This window comes from Thioclava sp. JM3, assembly GCF_002213185.1.
In the GTDB taxonomy this organism is placed as follows: Bacteria; Pseudomonadota; Alphaproteobacteria; order Rhodobacterales; family Rhodobacteraceae; genus Thioclava; species Thioclava nitratireducens.
On record NZ_NBOB01000001.1, the window covers coordinates 593,854 to 610,486 of the forward strand.

The 16,633-nt window shown below is 64.4% G+C and carries 12 protein-coding genes; 3 read left to right on the forward strand and 9 right to left on the reverse strand.

The window, feature by feature from the left end:
• The first annotated feature begins 178 nt into the window (after positions 1–178).
• Positions 179–1,678 carry a replicative DNA helicase gene (locus B6V73_RS02825; RefSeq protein ID WP_075775079.1) on the forward strand — a complete coding sequence of 500 codons (1,500 nt, stop codon included), beginning with the start codon at positions 179–181 and terminating at the stop codon, positions 1,676–1,678.
• A gap of 164 nt (positions 1,679–1,842) precedes the next feature.
• Here B6V73_RS02825 and B6V73_RS02830 read toward each other — a convergent pair whose 3' ends face one another.
• From B6V73_RS02830 to B6V73_RS02840, 3 genes are all read right to left on the reverse strand, one after another.
• Positions 1,843–4,410 (reverse strand): PBP1A family penicillin-binding protein, encoded by a 2,568-nt coding sequence (locus tag B6V73_RS02830; protein ID WP_088723304.1) that lies wholly within the window; start codon positions 4,408–4,410, stop codon positions 1,843–1,845.
• A gap of 167 nt (positions 4,411–4,577) precedes the next feature.
• Positions 4,578–5,792, reverse strand: coding sequence for an N-acetylmuramoyl-L-alanine amidase (locus B6V73_RS02835; protein WP_088723303.1), 1,215 nt, complete (start codon positions 5,790–5,792; stop codon positions 4,578–4,580).
• Between the two features lie 322 nt (positions 5,793–6,114).
• Positions 6,115–7,254, reverse strand: a complete 1,140-nt coding sequence (locus B6V73_RS02840; protein ID WP_075775082.1) for an aminotransferase class I/II-fold pyridoxal phosphate-dependent enzyme — start codon at positions 7,252–7,254, stop codon at positions 6,115–6,117.
• A 168-nt stretch (positions 7,255–7,422) separates the two neighbouring features.
• Between B6V73_RS02840 and B6V73_RS02845 the strand changes: the two genes are divergently transcribed.
• Entirely contained in the window at positions 7,423–8,193 is a 771-nt protein-coding gene (locus B6V73_RS02845; RefSeq protein ID WP_088718428.1) for a DsbA family protein, read from the forward strand.
• A 262-nt stretch (positions 8,194–8,455) separates the two neighbouring features.
• Here the strand turns inward: B6V73_RS02845 and B6V73_RS02850 are convergent, their stop codons facing one another.
• From B6V73_RS02850 to hemA, 4 genes are all read right to left on the reverse strand, one after another.
• Entirely contained in the window at positions 8,456–9,154 is a 699-nt protein-coding gene (locus tag B6V73_RS02850) for a DUF1236 domain-containing protein (RefSeq protein WP_075775084.1), read from the reverse strand.
• A gap of 155 nt (positions 9,155–9,309) precedes the next feature.
• Positions 9,310–10,431 (reverse strand): flavodoxin-dependent (E)-4-hydroxy-3-methylbut-2-enyl-diphosphate synthase, encoded by a 1,122-nt coding sequence (gene ispG / locus B6V73_RS02855; RefSeq protein ID WP_075775085.1) that lies wholly within the window; start codon positions 10,429–10,431, stop codon positions 9,310–9,312.
• A gap of 84 nt (positions 10,432–10,515) precedes the next feature.
• Complete coding sequence (locus tag B6V73_RS02860; protein WP_075775086.1) at positions 10,516–11,778, reverse strand: helix-turn-helix domain-containing protein; 1,263 nt, start codon at positions 11,776–11,778, stop codon at positions 10,516–10,518.
• A 108-nt stretch (positions 11,779–11,886) separates the two neighbouring features.
• Positions 11,887–13,116, reverse strand: a complete 1,230-nt coding sequence (hemA, locus tag B6V73_RS02865; protein WP_075775087.1) for a 5-aminolevulinate synthase — start codon at positions 13,114–13,116, stop codon at positions 11,887–11,889.
• Between the two features lie 222 nt (positions 13,117–13,338).
• Between hemA and B6V73_RS02870 the strand changes: the two genes are divergently transcribed.
• The gene (locus B6V73_RS02870; protein WP_088724449.1) at positions 13,339–14,715 is read left to right on the forward strand and encodes a dipeptidase; all 1,377 of its coding nucleotides are present in this window, start codon (positions 13,339–13,341) and stop codon (positions 14,713–14,715) included.
• Positions 14,716–14,828: 113 nt separating this feature from the next.
• On the opposite strand, the gene B6V73_RS02875 is transcribed toward B6V73_RS02870, so the two are convergent.
• Positions 14,829–15,263, reverse strand: a complete 435-nt coding sequence (locus B6V73_RS02875; protein ID WP_088723299.1) for a c-type cytochrome — start codon at positions 15,261–15,263, stop codon at positions 14,829–14,831.
• The gene (locus tag B6V73_RS02880) at positions 15,263–16,633 is read right to left on the reverse strand and encodes a multicopper oxidase family protein (protein WP_088724450.1); all 1,371 of its coding nucleotides are present in this window, start codon (positions 16,631–16,633) and stop codon (positions 15,263–15,265) included. The genes B6V73_RS02875 and B6V73_RS02880 overlap by 1 nt, the downstream gene beginning before the upstream one ends.

A 16,633-nucleotide genomic window follows, 5' to 3' on the forward strand; every position in this document is an offset into this window, starting at 1 on the left:
GCGACTCTCGCTAATCGCGCCCTCTCGCGAAATGTGGTAGGTTCGGTCGCGACCGCACACTATAAATTCCGGAGACTCCGCTGAAACAGCGGGGTTTTCCCCAATCTTATCCAGATTCCTATTCCCCCCGACTGCGGTTAAAAGACCGCCTGAGGGACGGGGACACCGAGGCAGGAACATGAACGATCAGGCACAACGCCCCGATGAGGGGCAGCCCGGAAATTTGCCCGCAGAGGGCACCGCGCTGCCCCATAATATCGAAGCCGAACAGCAGCTTCTGGGTGCGATCCTCACGAATAACGACATCTTCGACCGGATCGCTTCCGTCATCAAACCGGAGCATTTCTACGAGCCGGTCCACCAGCGAATCTACGAGGTGGCGGCGGCGAAGATCCAGAAGAACGCGCTCGCCTCGCCGGTGACGCTGAAAGCCTATCTCGAGGACGATGCGGGCCTTCAGGAACTGGGCGGGCCAGCCTATCTGGCGCGTCTGGCGGGGGCGGCAATCTCGGCCTATGCGGCGCGCGACTACGCGCTGATGATCTACGAGATGGCGGTGCGGCGCGGGCTGATCGAACTGGGTCAGGATATCTCGTCGCGCGCGGGCAAACCGCAGATCGACGACGATCCGAAAGAGCAGATCGCGGCGGCCGAACAGCGGCTCTACACCTTGGCCGAAGAGGGTCAGGCGCAGAAGGGCTGGACCTCGTTCCTGTCCGCTGTGACCGAGGCCGTGCAATCGGCCAATGCCGCCTATCAGCGCGATGGCGGTCTGGCGGGCGTCTCGACGGGGCTGCGCGATCTCGACAAGAAGCTCGGTGGCTTCCACCCTTCGGATTTGCTGATCCTCGCGGGGCGTCCCTCGATGGGGAAAACCTCGCTTGCGACCAACATCGCCTTCAACATCGCCAAGGCCTACAAGAAGGGCATGCGCCACGACGGGGTCGAGGGCGCAATCGAAGGCGGCGTTGTCGGGTTCTTCTCGCTCGAGATGAGCGCGGAACAGCTGGCCGCGCGTATCTTGTCCGAAGCCTCCGAAGTGCCCTCCGAGCGCATCCGGCGCGGCGACATGACGGAGAGCGAATTCCGCCGCTTCGTCGAGGCCGCGAAAGCGCTGGAGAAATGCCCGCTCTATATCGACGACACGCCCGCCCTGCCGATCGGTCAGGTCGCCGCGCGCTGCCGCCGGCTGAAGCGGACGCACGGGCTCGACGTGGTGATCGTCGACTACCTGCAGCTGCTGCGCGGCTCGGGCCGGGGCGATAACCGCGTGCAGGAGATCGGCGAGATCTCGATGGGTCTGAAGGCCATCGCGAAGGAATTGAACATCCCCGTGGTCGCGCTGTCGCAGCTGTCGCGGACGGTGGAAAGCCGCGAGGACAAGCGCCCGCAGCTTTCCGACCTTCGGGAATCCGGCTCGATCGAACAGGATGCCGACGTGGTGATGTTCGTCTATCGCGACGAATATTATCACGAACGCCTCAAGCCACCGGAAGACGACCCGAAATTCGCCGAATGGATGCAGAAGGCCGAGCGCGTGCACGGCAAGGCCGAGGTGATCCTCGGCAAGCAGCGTCACGGGCCGATCGGCACGGTGGAATTGGCCTTCGAGAGCCAGTTCACGCGCTTCTCGGATCTCGCCAAGCCTTGGCAGGGCGACGGCAGCGAAGGGTTCTGATCGGGGTAGCGGGGGGCTCTGCCCCCGTCCCTTGCGGGCCTCCCCCGGGATATTTGCGCAAGCCCGAAGGACGCCCTCCGAGATAGGAATAATCGAGCAGAAACGAGAAAGGGGGGCGAGCGCCCCCCTTTTTTACTGTCGGTCGGTTTTGACGCGTGGTGCGCTCAGTAGAGGCCGCCTGCCGAGAGCGAGCCGAAATCGGCCTTCTTCTTCGGAATGACCTTCTGCTGACCCGTCGAGGTGGTGACCGTGGTAGAGCCCGCGTCGTCACGCTCCCCCTGCGCGAAGAGCGGCAGGTTGGAGCCCATCGCGAAGCCGCCATCGACGACCAGCGAGCCGAGGCCCGACATGTCCTGACCGGGGCGCAGATATTCGGCTTGGACGAATTCGCCGGTGGCGGAGTCGGACAGACGCTCGCCGGTATAGCGGTTGAACTTGGCCCAGGTGCCACCCGGCGGAACCTTGAACTTCGAGCCGCCGAATTCCTTGATCGCCTCGCGCATGAACTCGTTGAACACCGGGACGCAGAGTGTACCGCCATAAGCGTGACGGCCCAGCGAGCGCGGGTTGTCGTAGCCCATGTAGCACGAAGCCACGATGTTCGAGCTGAAGCCGGTGAACCAGACGTCTTTCGCGTCATTCGTGGTGCCGGTCTTGCCCGCGATCGGAACCGGCAGGTCGACGCCGTAACCGGAGCCGCGCTTCACCACGCCCTCCATCAAGGAGATCATCTGGTAGGCGGTGATCGGGTCGATGATCTGGTCGCGGTGGCTGACGATCTTCGGGCCCTGCCCCTCGGGCAGGTTCGGATCGTCGCAATTGTCGCAGCTGCGCTGGTCGTGACGGTAGATCGTGCGGCCGTAGCGGTCCTGCACGCGGTCGACCAGCGTCGGCTCCACCCGCTCGCCGCCATTGGCGAACATCGCGTAGGCCGAGATCAGGCGGAACATCGTGGTTTCCTGCGCGCCGAGCGCGTTGGCGAGGAAGCGGCGCATATGGTCGTAGACGCCGAATTTCTCCGCATAGGCGGCGACCGTGTCCATGCCGATTTCCTGCGCGATCCGGATCGTCATCAGGTTGCGCGAATGCTCGAGACCGGTGCGCATCGGCGTCGGGCCGTAATACTTGTTCGAGGCGTTCTTCGGGCGCCACATGCCCTGCGGCGTGTTCACCTCGATCGGCGCGTCGACCACGATCGTCTCGGGCGAGAAGCCGGAATCAAGCGCCGCCGCGTAGACGAAGGGTTTGAAGTTCGAGCCCGGCTGGCGCATCGCCTGCGTCGCGCGGTTATAGACCGAAGCCTGATAGGAGAAGCCGCCCTGCATCGCCAACACGCGGCCGGTATTCACGTCCATCGCCATGAAGGCGCCTTCGACCTTCGGCACCTGGCGCAGCGTCCAGCGGATGAAGGAGCCGTCGCTATCGCTCGTCATCGCACGGACCTCGACCACGTCGCCGGTCTCAAGAAGGTCCTGCGCCTGCTTCGCGCGCGGACCGAGCTTGCCGTCATCTTTCAGCTTGCGCGCCCAAGTCACGTCTTCGGGCGGGATCCAGTGGCCGTCTTTGTCTTCCTCGATACCCTCGATGCCGATCCGGGCCGAACCGCCCTCGAAGCCCAGCACCACGGCCGGGTGCCATCCCTCGATGTCGCGCGGCGCCTTCGCGGTCGAGACATCGTCGAGCGCGGCGCGCCAATCGGCTTCTTTCTTCAGCTTGTCCTCGGCGATCTTCGCGCCGGTGCCGCGCCAGACGCCCTGCTCGCGGTCGTATTTCTCCAGCGCGTGCTGCAGCGCCTTCGTCGCATGGGACTGAAGATCAGGGTTCACGGTCGCGCGGATGGTCAGGCCACCGCCGAAGAATTCCTCTTCGCCAAAGCTTTTCGACAGCTGGCGGCGGATTTCGTCGGTGAAATAGTCGCGCGGCGGAAGCTGTGCGCGGAACGGGGCGTAATCGCCGTTCTGCACGGATTTCAGCGGCTTGTTCTGCTCCGCTTCCATCGTCGCCTTGTCGATGCGGCCATCCTCGTACATCCGGCGCAGCACATAGTTGCGGCGATCCACGGCGGTTTTGTAGTCGCGCACGGGATGCAGATCGGCGGGCTTCTTCGGCAGCGCCGCGAGATAGGCGGCCTCGCCCACCGTCAGATCGGCGAGCGGCTTGTTGAAATAGGTCTGCGCCGCGGCGGCGACCCCGTAGGAGTTCTGGCCGAGATAAATCTCGTTGAGATAGAGTTCGAGGATACGGTCCTTGCTCAGCACATGTTCGATGCGCGAGGACAGGATCAGTTCCTTGATCTTGCGCTCCACCGAGCGGTCCGAGGACAGAAGCAGGTTCTTCGTCACCTGTTGGGTGATCGTCGAGGCCCCGCGCACGTCGCGCCCGCCCGATTTCACGGCGGTGAACATCGCCGCGGCGATCCCGCGCGGATCGAAACCGGGGTGGATGTAGAAATTCTTGTCCTCCGCCGAGACGAACGCGCCCTTCACCCGGTCGGGAATGTCGCGGATCGGTACGAAAAGGCGGCGCTGCTCGGCGAATTCGTCAATCAGGCGGCCGTCGCCGTTATAGATGCGCGAGATGGTCTTGGGGCGGTATTGCGCAAGCTGGTCGTAGCTCGGCAGATCGCGCGAATAGATCCAGAAGATCGCCCCGATGGTGAGCGCCGCAAAGAACAGCCCGGTCACAACCCAGGAAAACACGCCGCCGATCGAGCCGAGAATGAAACGGATCACAGATACACCCCTTGCCTCGGGGCAGTTTACCCCATCGCGCCAGCCTATACATCGCGCCTTCGTGACGGTCAAAGTAATGTGCGCTCACGCTTCCGCGAAGACGCCGCATGGTCATAATCTCGCCGAATGGGCGGATGACCGCGCGTCAGACCAGGAAAAACACGCGATTACTGGCGCAAAAGCTTCGCCTCGGCGGCATCGGCCTGCGCCCAGGTCTCGACACCCTTGGTGATCGCCGCAGCCATCCGGGCGCGCCAGTCGGGGTCCTTGAGCCGCGCCCGATCGGCAGGCGACGACAGGAAACCCAGCTCCACGAGGACGGACGGAATATCGGGTGATTTCAGCACCGAGAAATTCGCGCCCTGCACCGGGCGTTTGTGCATATGCAGCCCCGCTCCCTTGATCGCGCCCGCCAGCACCTGCGACAGCCGGACCGAGCGCGGCTGCGTGTCACGCCGCGCCAGATCTACGAGGATATGGGTGATCGCATCGCCCTGCCCGTTCAGATCGACACCTGCAAGGATATCGTCGCGGTCGTGGCGCTGGACCAGCTTGCGCGTGGCCTCGGTCTCGGCATGATCGTCGAGCCGGTAGATCGTGGAGCCCGTCGCCCGCCCCTCGGCGATGGAATCGGCATGGAGCGAGATGAAGATATCCGCCCCCGCCGCACGCGCGACCGTCACGCGGGTCTCGAGCGGCACGAACACGTCCTGATCGCGCGTCATGACCACCTGCATCCCCGCGCGGCGCATCGCGTCGCGCAGCTGACGCGCGAAGCCGAGCACGATATCGGCCTCATGCGCGCCGCCATCCTCCGCACCCGGATCGATGCCACCATGGCCGGGATCGAGCACGACCTTCAGCGGCCGCGTCCCATCCTGACGGCGGTGCGGCGCGGGTGTCGGCGCGGGCTGCGGCAAGTCCCAGAGCGCGGAATCGGCTGCCCCCTTGCGCGGGGTGAACTTGGCAGCGGGCACTTTCTTTAGAGTCAGCGCGATTTGCGGGTCGCCCTTGGTGCGCTCTTCGGAGCTCACGAGGCGCATCGGATGGGCCAGCTCGGCCACCATCCGCGACCAACCGGGCCGGAACTTGCCCCAGCGCAGACCTTTGATCGCATCGCTGCCTTTCAGCAGATTTTCAGGTGGGTTGGCCCCGAAATTCAACTCGCGGAAGTCGATGACCAGCCGGTAGGGATCGGCCAGCAGAAAGGCGCGATACGGCACCGGCTGGCTGATCCCGAGCGTGATCGCGAGCTTGTCGCCGCTTTGCGCGATCTGGCTGCGCGCGGGTGCGTATTGCGCCAAGGCCGACAGATCCTGCGCGCGCGCAGGCAGAGCCAGCGCGAGAGACATCGCGAGAAGAAGAATGAACCGCCCGATCATACGCGCCCCGTTTTTATGCGCTTTCGTTTTGCGGGCACTATAGCGGCCGGGTTCGCGCGGAGCAAAGGGCGAATGGGGCCGCCCTTGGCAGGGGCGACCAGCCCGGGCCGCGCCCGTCCGGCCCTCCGCTTGCGCTACGGGCGTTCGCCGGACGTCCTTCCACAGGAAGGCCGTTTGATCCGGCTCACCCCTCCCCCATGGCAGGGCGCAATGGCGATGTCACCTCGCGCATGACCAACTTGCGGGCCTGCGGGATAAAGCGCCCGGCCACCAACGATACGACGCGCCCACCCAAGGGTCGGGCGCACCCCTCATCGCAATCTCAGCGGTTCTCCATGAAGCTCCGCAGCCGTTTGATCCCCTCCGCCACCCGCTCGGGGCTTTGCGCGTAGGAGAAGCGGATGGTCTGGGCGCCGCGATGGGGGTCGAAATCCATCCCCGGCGTGACCGCCACCCCGACGCTCTCGAGGATTTCCGCGGCGAAAGCGGCGCTATCCTCGGTCAGCTCCGACACATCGGCATAGAGGTAGAACGCCCCGTCGGGCGGCGCGATCCGGGTGAAGCCCATCTTCGGCAGCTCTTCGAGCAGCATCTGCCGGCTCTGCCCGTAGCGCGCGACATTCTCGGCCATCTCGTCGAGGCTCTCGAGCGCGCCCAAGGCTGCAACCTGACTCGCATGAGGGGCGCAAATGAACATGTGCTGCGCGAGACGCTCCACGGTGCGCAGATGGCTTTCCGGCACCACCATCCAGCCCACGCGCCAGCCCGTCATCGAGAAATATTTCGAAAACGAATTGATCACGAAGACGTCGTCGCTGATCTCCAGCGCCGAGACCGCACGGCCCTCATATTGCAGCCCGTGATAGATCTCGTCCGAGATGAAAGCGATGTCGCGAGCCTGACAATGCTCGATCAGCGCCTGCAGTTCCGGCTTGCCCAGCATCGTGCCCGACGGGTTGCCCGGCGAGGCCACGATCAGCCCGGCCAGATCGTCCGGGATTTCCTCGGGCGTCGGCTGGTAGCGGTTCTGCGCCTCGGTCGGAATGCCCACCGGCTCGATCGAGAGCGCCTTGAGGATCTGGCGGTAGCTCGGATAGCCCGGCTCGCCCAGACCCACCTTGTCGCCCACATCGAACAGTGCGGTGAAGGCCAGCTGGAACGCCCCGGACGACCCCGAGGTGATGACCACGCGCGCGGGATCCAGATCGATGTCGTACCAACGCTTGTAGAGCTTCGCGATCCCCTCGCGCAGATAGGGCAGCCCCAGCGCAACGGTGTAGCCCATCGGCTGGCTCTCCAGCGCCTCGGCCAGACGACGCTTGGCGGCTTTCGGTGCGGACGTTCCCGGCTGGCCCACTTCCATATGCACGATGTCGCGGCCCGCAGCCTCCGCCTCGGCTGCCATGCGCAGCACATCCATCGCGATGAACGGTTCCACCTGCCCGCGTTTCGACTGCCGCATCCTGCCAACTCCTTGCCGCTTGAGATTTCGCCCAAGGGGTTAGGCCGAAGCCGCCCGAGCGTCAATGCGCCCGCATTTCGCCCTGCGCGATAACGCCCACTTGATCCCGCGCGCCCGAGCGGTCAGTTTGCTTGCGAACCAACAGGACCCGATCCAAAGGAAATGCCCATGCTCCGCACGCTTCTGGCCGCGACCGCCTTCGCCGCGCTCGCCACGGCCGCCCCGCTCACCCCGGCAGCCGCCCAGGATTTCGACTTCGCCAATATGTCGGACAGCCAGAAATCCGCATTCGGCGACGCCGTGCGCGAATATCTGATGGCGAACCCGCAGGTTCTGGTCGAGGCGATCAACGAGCTGGAGGCCAAGCAACAGGCCCAGCAGGCCGACAATGACAAGAAGCTCATCCAGACCAATGCGAAGGACATCTTCGAGGACGGTCACAGCTGGGTCGGCGGCAATCCCGACGGTGACATTACCATGGTCGAGTTCATGGATTACAAATGCACCTACTGCAAGAAAGCCTATAGCGAGGTCTCGGACCTGATCTCGAAGGACGGCAATATCCGCTTCATCGTCAAGGAATTCCCGATCCTCGGCCAGCAATCCGAACTGGCGGCGCGCTTCGCAGTGGCGACGAAGCAGATCAACGGCGACGACGCCTATGCGAAGATGCACGACACGCTGATGACCGCGCGGGGCGACCTGACCGTCGAGAGCCTGAGCCAGATCGCGAAGGATCAGGGTCTCGATCCGCAGCCGATCCTGAAGCAGATGAACGACGACTCGGTCACCGAGGTTCTGCGCCAGAACTACCAGCTGGCACAGCGCATGGCGATTTCGGGCACCCCGGCCTTCGTGATCGGCGGCCAAATGCTGCGCGGATATGCCCCCGAAGCCGCGATGGCGAAAATGGTCGCCGAAGAGCGCCAATCCGAGTGATCCGCACCTGAAGAACGCCGTGCAAAGCCTTCTTCAGGTTAATTTTTCGAGATTGTCAGCGCCGCCCGATTCGATCACGATCCGGGCGGCGTTTTCCTGTCGCTTGCCGTGACTCTCCACAGCTTTTGCGCGTTAGGCGGTCCTCGGTGGGTCGCGCATCGCGGCGGCGCGGCGCACCAGCGCCAGCAAGGTAAAAATGCCCCCCATAAAAGAACCGGCGCGATGACGCGCCGGCTCTCATGTCGCTTTCCGTCTCGGGGCCTTACGAGGCCGGGACCACGTAGACGATCGCGCGATTGTCGGGATTCACGAAGACCGTGCGGTCGTTGATGTTGCCGTAGGCATAGGTGCTGTCGGGCACCGGCGTCAGCGTCACCACGTCCGGGACGACCTTGCCGGTCGCGACCTCGCCTTTCAGATAGACCGGTGCGACAGGGTGCTTCTCGACCCAGGTGATCGTGGTGGGTTCGGGCTTGGCGGCAGCGCCGACACCTGCGGCACCGACGAGCGCGCCGACCACGGCCCCCACGGGACCGCCCACGGCAGCGCCGGCCGCACCACCCGCGGCAGCACCGGTCAGCGCCGCGGCCCCCTGAGCGTCCTTGCTGGCGTTATCGCCCGGGACCTGAATCTGGTTCACCGTCACCGATTGCGGGTTCGTCGACAGAAGCGCCATCTGGCCGTCGACCATCACACCCAGCTGGCTGGCAGGGGCATAGCCGTTCATGCCGTCATAGGTAACCTGGCAGATCGTGCCGTCGGGCAGGCAGCCTTCGACCGGAATGGTCGAGCCGGCCATCACGGTCGCAACGGTTTTCGACGACGCTTCGACCCCTGCATGGATCGTCACGTCGCCCTGCGCCGTCGCCATAAGCGGCGGGCTGGTTTCAGCAAAAGCGGTGCCGGCGATCATCGTGGTGCTGGCAGCAGCAGCGAGAATAGTAGCGAGTTTGCGGGTCATTGGACTTACCTCCGTTATTACCCTGACCGTCATCAGCGACGGCCTCTCTCCGTTTGTGGAGAGGGAAATGTGGAGGGGGCCAAATCGTTCCGCGCCCACCTCATCACGCCAGCGTGAGGTGGGGCGAATTCAGGAGGCCGGAGGCGCTTTTCCGCTTACTCGGCGGCAGCTTTCTCGGCTTCGATCTCTGCCGATTTTTTCTCAACCAATTCAACGATATGGTCGATCATGTCCGCGTTGGACTGCTTGTGATCCTGCTTGCCGGCCATGTAAACCATGCCCGATCCGGCCCCGCCGCCGGTAAAGCCGATATCGGTCATCAGCGCTTCGCCGGGACCATTCACGACGCAGCCGATGATCGACAGAGAGATCGGCGTCTTGATGTGTTCGAGCCGTTGCTCGAGCTCTGCGACGGTCGCGATCACGTCGAACCCTTGCCGCGCGCAGGACGGGCAGGAGATGATCTGCACGCCGCGGGTGCGAAGCCCGAGCGATTTCAGGATCTCGAAACCGACCTTCACCTCTTCGACCGGATCGGCCGAGAGCGAGACGCGCAGCGTGTCGCCAATGCCCATCCACAGCAGGTTGCCCAGCCCGATCGCGGATTTCACCGTGCCGGAGGTCAGGCCGCCCGCCTCGGTGATGCCAAGGTGGATCGGCGCGTCGGTGGCCTCGGCGATGCCCTGGTAGGCTGCGGCGGCGAGGAACACGTCCGACGCCTTCACCGAAATCTTGTATTCGCGGAAATCGTGATCCTCGAGAATGCGGATATGGTCCATAGCGCTCTCGACCATCGCCTCGGGGCACGGCTCGCCGTATTTCTCCAGCAGGTGCCTCTCGAGAGAGCCCGCATTCACGCCGATCCGGATCGAACAGCCGTGATCCTTGGCGGCGCGCACGACCTCGGCCACGCGCTTCTCATCACCGATATTGCCGGGATTGATGCGCAGGCAGGCAGCTCCCGCCTCCGCCGCTTCGATCGCGCGTTTGTAGTGGAAATGGATGTCGGCAACGATCGGCACCGGGCTCTCGCGGCAAATCTCGCGCAGGGCGCGGGTGCTCGATTCATCCGGGGTCGAGACACGCACGATATCCGCGCCGACATCGGCCGCGCGGATCACCTGATCGAGCGTCGCGCGCACGTCCGAACTGTCGGTATTGGTCATCGTCTGCACCGAGATCGGCGCATCGCCCCCGACTGGGACATTGCCGACCATGATCTGACGGGACTTGCGGCGATAGATATTGCGCCACGGGCGGACCGGGTTGAGAGACATGCAAACGCTCCTTCGAGACCTCGGCTCCTGATACGCCAAGGCCCGCTGCGGTGCAACGGGCCGGGGCGGATCGTGATCTGCGGATTATTGCTGGTCGGTTGCGGCCTGCGTCGCAGCATCGCCCGCATCGGCCACGGCGATCATCTTCGCGAGGTCCTTGTCCTGCGAGAGATTGGCGACCGGATAGGTCTCGTCGAGCGCAGCCGAAGACAGCTTGATGTTCTTGGTGACCTGACCGCGCTTGCCGACCGGGCCATGCGTCACGCCGTTGACCGCGAAATAGATCGCGCCGGATTCACCCGTGCGCATCGTCGGCGGCTCTTCGAGCTTGGGCAGCACGTAGCGTTCGCCCGCATCCATGACCTTCTCGAACAGCGTCGCGCCATCGGCGGATTTGATCCGCACCCAGGACGGGCGCACGGCCAGCACGACGACGTCGGGCTGATCGGCTTCGAGCGCCTTGGCGACGGCGGATTGGATGTTGTTCTCGGGGCCCGCCGCGGAGGCGAGCTGTGTGCCTTTGGGCGCATCGTTGTTCTGCGCCAGACCGATCAGATTGGGCGTCAGGCCCGGAGCGGCTGCGCCTACCCCCTGCCCGGCCAGCGCGCCGGTCGCATTGGGGTCGATCGAGGCGATCGGCCCGTCACGCGAGACCAGCACCGGCGCGTCGAGCGCAGCCGGGCGGTAGATGCGTGCGGAGCGCTCGGGCTGGTTGACCTCGGGCAGCGTGTCATCGGCCTGCGCCATCTCCGGCCCGTCCTTGACCGAGTCGAGCGGGTCGAGATCGGCCATCACGCCGGGCGCCTGATCCACCGGGGTCAGCTGCACGCGCTGCACTTCCTGCAGCACGGTCCAGCCGCCATAGCCGATCCCGCCACCGATCAGCGCCAGCACGAAAAGCGCACCGACCGCGCGCGGTTCGATCTTGCTCCAGATCGATTCCTTGCGCGGAATGAAAGCGGGATTGGCGAGCGCCTCGGCCATGTCCTTCGGGTCGCGCTGCGGCTTGGGGCCGGAGGCGGCCTCCGACATGCCGTGGGCGGGCGAATAGCCAGCCTCGTTGCAGAAGCGCTGGAACGACCATTCCGGGTCGAGACCGAGGTAACGTGCATAGGAGCGCACATAGCCCGCGATGAAGGAGGGCGTGTCGAAAGCTTCCACATCGCAGGCTTCAATGGCCGCGATATAGGCTGCCTTGATCCGGAGTTCGCGCTGAACATCAAGAAGAGATTTGGCGAGCGTCGCCCGCTCGCCGCGCATCACATCGCCAAGACGAAGTTCGAAATCGTCAAACCCTTTGGGTTTGACTTCGTCCTCCGTCGAAGGTTTAGCCCTTCGCCCGATCATGCTGCCTGTCCCTGCCGTTTTCCCGCCTGCGTCGATTCGGAGCCAATAGCCCCTTCGATTAACAAAGGCTTATCACAAGCAAGCGAGCCGCGCACGCGCCTATGTCGCTCAGGCGCTCGCTTCGGCGCGATTTAGCTCACAGCGCGCCCAAAGCGCATCCATGCCCTTGACCAGAGCGTCAATCATACCGGTGTCGTGCACCGGCGAGGGCGTAAAGCGCAGACGTTCGGTCCCGCGCGGGACGGTCGGGAAGTTGATCGGCTGGACATAGACGCCGAACTCGTCGAGCAGCATGTCCGACAAGGCCTTGGTATGCTTGGGATCTCCGATGATCACAGGCACGATATGCGAGCCGTGGTCGATGATCGGCATACCCATGCCCTTCAGGCGCATCTTGAGAATCTTCGCGTGCAGCTGCTGCTTGTCGCGCAGCTCCTGACCGCCCTCGCCTTTCAGGAAAGCGATCGACGCGGCAGCGCCAGCCGCGACCGCCGGCGGGATCGAGGTGGTGAAGATGAAGCCCGGCGCATAGGAGCGCACCGCGTCCACCATCTTGGCCGAAGCCGCGATATAGCCGCCGAACACACCGAAAGCTTTACCCAGCGTACCGTTGAAGATGTCGATCCGGTCCATCTCGCCCAGCTTCTCGGCGATACCGGCCCCGCGCGGGCCATACATGCCGACCGCATGCACTTCGTCGAGATAGGTCAGCGCGCCGAATTCCTCGGCGAGGTCGCAGATGTCCGAGATCGGGCCGAAATCGCCATCCATCGAATAGACCGACTCGAAAGCGATCAGCTTCGGCGCGGCGGGATCGTCTGCGGCCATCAGTTCGCGCAGATGGGCGACGTCATTGTGGCGGAAGATACGCTTGGCGCCACCGTTGCGGCGGATGCCTTCGATCATCGAGGCGTGGTTCAGCTCGTCCGAATAAATGATCAGGCCGGGGAACAGCTTGGGCAGCGTGCTCAGCGTCGCGTCATTGGCGATATAGGCCGAGGAGAAGACCAGCGCGGCCTCCTTGCCGTGCAGATCGGCGATCTCATGCTCCAGCCGCTTGTGATAGACCGTGGTGCCGGAAATGTTGCGCGTCCCGCCCGAGCCTGCGCCGGTGGCGTCCAGCGCCTCGTGCATCGCCGCCAGCACAGCCGGATGCTGGCCCATGCCCAGGTAGTCGTTGCCGCACCAGATGGTGATGTCCTGCTTCGATCCGTCCGGCTTGGTCCAGACGGCATGGGGGAAATTGCCCTTCTCGCGCTCGATGTCGATGAAGACGCGATAGCGGCCTTCCTCGTGCAGCTTGTCAATCGCCTGATCGAGTGCGCGGTCGTAATCCATCTTATGCTTCCCTTGCATGACTGTTCGCTGGGTCTGCCCTAGAGGGCTCCACAAAGCGCGACATTGATAAATGTCAAATTCCTCTCCCTGAAGCGTAAAAATGTCGCAGATAGTCATGAAAAGCAAACATTCACTTTTCGCAATTTGTCGCACCCTTGCGTCACCCCCTCTGGACAGTCTCGCGCGCGGCCTTAGGCTGTGGCAAAAATAAAGGAGGCCTGCATGGCACTGAACGAGGTTCTCACCGAAATCGACAATGGTCTAGACGCCGCGATGGAGCGGCTGTTCGAGTTGCTGAAAATCCGCTCGATCTCGACCGATCCGGCCTATCGCGAAGAGACCCACGAAGCCGCGGAATGGCTCGTCAAGGAGTTGAAATCGCTTGGCTTCGACGCGGAACTCCGCCCGACCACGGGCCATCCGATGGTGGTCGCGCATTCCAAGGGCGACGGCCCGCGCCTGCTGTTCTATGGCCACTACGACGTGCAGCCGGTGGACCCGCTGGAGCTGTGGGACACGCCCCCCTTCGAGCCGCGCATCGAGGACACCGAGAACGGCCGCGTCATCCGTGGCCGGGGGGCCTCCGACGACAAGGGTCAGCTGATGACCTTCATCGAGGCCTGCCGCGCCTACAAGGCCGTGAACGGCGAATTGCCTGGCAATCTCGTGATCTTTCTTGAAGGCGAGGAAGAATCGGGCTCGCCCTCGCTGGTGCCCTTCCTCGAGAACAACCGCGAGGAACTGACCTGCGATCTGGCGCTGATCTGCGACACCTCGATGGTCTCCCCCGGCGTGCCCTCGATTGCGGGCAGCCTGCGCGGGATGCTGAAGGACGAATTCACCCTGCACGGTCCGCGCATCGACCTGCATTCGGGCCATTACGGCGGCCCCGCGCTGAACCCGCTGCGCGAGATTTCCAAACTGATCGCGAGCTTCCATGACGACAAGGGCCGCGTCGCCGTCGAGGGCTTCTACGAGGGCGTTCACGAAGTGCCTCAGGAGCAGCTCGAGGCCTGGAAGACCTGCGGCTTCGACGAGGAGGAATACCTTCACCACGCCGGGATGACCGTGCCGCACGGCGAAGAGGGTTACACGACGCTGGAGCAGCAATGGGCACGTCCGACGCTGGAGATCAACGGTCTCTGGGGCGGTTATCAGGGCGCGGGCTCGAAGACCGTGATTCCGGCCGAGGCGCATTGCAAGATCACCTGCCGTCTGGTGGGCGACATGGACCCCGCGCATGTGCGCAAGGTTCTGCGTAAACATGTCGAGGACCGCCTGCCCGTCGATGCGCGCATCACCTGGGACAACGATCTCGATGGCGCGCCGGCCTCCGTCATGGACACCTCGCGCCCGGAATTCGAAGCCGCGCGCCAGGCGCTGAGCGACGAATGGAACCGCGAGGCGGTTATCGTCGGCATGGGCGGCTCGATCCCGATCGGCTATTACTTCAAGTCGATCCTCGGCATGGATGCGATGCTCGTCGGGTTCGCCAATGACGACGACGCGATCCACTCGCCGAACGAGAAATACGACGTCAAAAGCTTCCACAAGGGGATCCGCTCCTGGGCGCGGATTCTCGACCGGATTGCGAAATAAGCCTGCGGCGAGGGCTTCGCGGCCCTCGCACAGCCGCGCTTCAGTCACCGGCCATTCGCCTCTCGCGAATGGCCGGAACCGTTTCAACTCCCGGATCGCGCCGGAGGCGGCCTCTACTGCCCGTCCCGCGCCGCCTGCACCGCCTGCATCCGCTCGGGCCATGTCGAGCGGATGAAGCCGAGGATGTCGAGGATTTCCGCGTCACTCAGCGTTCCGCCGAAACCCGGCATCCCACTCGGGAAATCGGCGACCCCACGCGCGGCCAAAGCTACCGCCCCGCCCTGCTTGACGTAATCGAACAGCAAGGCGGTCTCGTGGTGCCAAGTGTGGCCGGTGGCATCATGCGGCGGCGCCGGCAGAACCCCATCGGGCCCCGCCTCGCGCCAGTCCGGCTGCCCCTCAAGATCGGCGCCATGACAGCTCGCGCAATGGGTCGCGTAAAGCTGCTTGCCCCGAGCGATATCGCGCCCTTCAAGCGAGCTGGCGACCGCCGGAGACAGGGCAACGCCCCCTGTGATCGCGAGGCTGAGAAGGAATATCCGCCCCATCACGCCACCTCGATCCAGGATGTCATCCCCGCCGCCGCATGGGCTAGCATGTGACAGTGCAAAAGCCACTTGCCGGGGTTGTCGGCGGTGAAGGCGATCTCGTGGCTGCGCCCCGGGATCGTCAGCACCGTGTCGCGCATCGGGCCGAGGCTTCCATCCTCGCGCAGCTCGCGGAAATGCATTCCGTGCAGGTGCATCGCATGCGGGAAAGCGGTATCGTTGACGAAGCGCAGCCGCACCGGTTCGCCCTGCGACAGCTTCGCGAACGGCGTATCGCCGATTCCGGCCTGACCGGCCAGCGTCCAGAAATTGCCGCGCTGCATCAAGGCCTGCATCCGATTGCGTGACATTCGGCCCATCGCGCCGCCTTCGATCTTCATCTCCAGCGGACGGGCCTGTGTCAGATCGGGCGGGTCCATGTTCGGATTGGGCGGCAGAGCCGGAGGCGGATCGCGCCGCGTTCGGCTGGCCTCGCCCGAGATCGCGAAGCCGACCTGACGCTGCCATTGCTGGTCTTTGCCGAGCCGCTCGATCGCGGCCTCGGCGCCATCGCTGGTCACATCTACGATCAGGTCCACGCGCTGCGCAGGCGCGAGCACCAGTTCCTCGGGAATAGCCTCCGGCGCGGGCAGCGGCATCCCGTCGAGCGCCACCTGCCAGCCCGAAAGCCCGGTCAGGCGCAGCACGAAAATCCGCGCATTGGCGGCATTGATCAGCCGCAGGCGTAACCGTTCATGGCGCTTCGCCGTCAGGGTCAGGGCGTAATGCCCGTTGGTGCCCACTAGATTGCCGAAACGCCCGCCATGGCTGAGGTCCATCGGATGAGTGAAATCCGGCTCCAGCTGCGCAGTATCGGGGTCGAGCAGCCAATCGTCGAGCAACAGCACCTCGTCGCGATCGACATCTGGCGCCTCCGGCTCCTCGACGATCAGCGCACCGGAGAGACCGCGCGCGACCTGCTCCATCGACTTGGTATGCGCGTGATACCAATAGGTGCCCGCGTCCGGCACACGGAAATCATAGTCGAAGGTCTGGCCGGGCGGCACGGCGTCCTGCGTCAGCCCGGCCACGCCATCCATCGCATTGTCGATGCGGATGCCGTGCCAATGCACAGAGCTTGGCACGGCGAGCTTGTTGACGAAGCGGCGTTGCAGCCGCACGCCTTGGGCCACCCGAAGCTGCGGCCCGGGCAGCGTGCCGTCATAGGACCAGACCTCGGTCTGCGGATAGCCCTCGGGGGCGATCTGGGCCTTGGCCACCTGTGCGGTGAGCAGCGTCGGGGCGGTGGCCGCCCCTCCTGCACGCGCGGTCAGAGCAGACGCACCCATCCCGGCGAGGACGGCACGGCGGGTCAGTTGGAAGTTCCGCAT

Excerpts from the sequence above, each read along its gene's own strand:
- B6V73_RS02825 (WP_075775079.1), top strand. The coding sequence starts at position 179 with ATGAACGATCAGGCACAACGCCCCGATGAGGGGCAGCCCGGAAATTTG.
- B6V73_RS02835 (WP_088723303.1), bottom strand. The coding sequence starts at position 5,792 with ATGATCGGGCGGTTCATTCTTCTTCTCGCGATGTCTCTCGCGCTGGCT.
- B6V73_RS02840 (WP_075775082.1), bottom strand. The coding sequence starts at position 7,254 with ATGCGGCAGTCGAAACGCGGGCAGGTGGAACCGTTCATCGCGATGGAT.
- B6V73_RS02845 (WP_088718428.1), top strand. The coding sequence starts at position 7,423 with ATGCTCCGCACGCTTCTGGCCGCGACCGCCTTCGCCGCGCTCGCCACG.
- B6V73_RS02850 (WP_075775084.1), bottom strand. The coding sequence starts at position 9,154 with ATGACCCGCAAACTCGCTACTATTCTCGCTGCTGCTGCCAGCACCACG.
- ispG (WP_075775085.1), bottom strand. The coding sequence starts at position 10,431 with ATGTCTCTCAACCCGGTCCGCCCGTGGCGCAATATCTATCGCCGCAAG.
- B6V73_RS02860 (WP_075775086.1), bottom strand. The coding sequence starts at position 11,778 with ATGATCGGGCGAAGGGCTAAACCTTCGACGGAGGACGAAGTCAAACCC.
- hemA (WP_075775087.1), bottom strand. The coding sequence starts at position 13,116 with ATGGATTACGACCGCGCACTCGATCAGGCGATTGACAAGCTGCACGAG.
- B6V73_RS02870 (WP_088724449.1), top strand. The coding sequence starts at position 13,339 with ATGGCACTGAACGAGGTTCTCACCGAAATCGACAATGGTCTAGACGCC.
- B6V73_RS02875 (WP_088723299.1), bottom strand. The coding sequence starts at position 15,263 with ATGGGGCGGATATTCCTTCTCAGCCTCGCGATCACAGGGGGCGTTGCC.
- B6V73_RS02880 (WP_088724450.1), bottom strand. The coding sequence starts at position 16,633 with ATGCGGAACTTCCAACTGACCCGCCGTGCCGTCCTCGCCGGGATGGGT.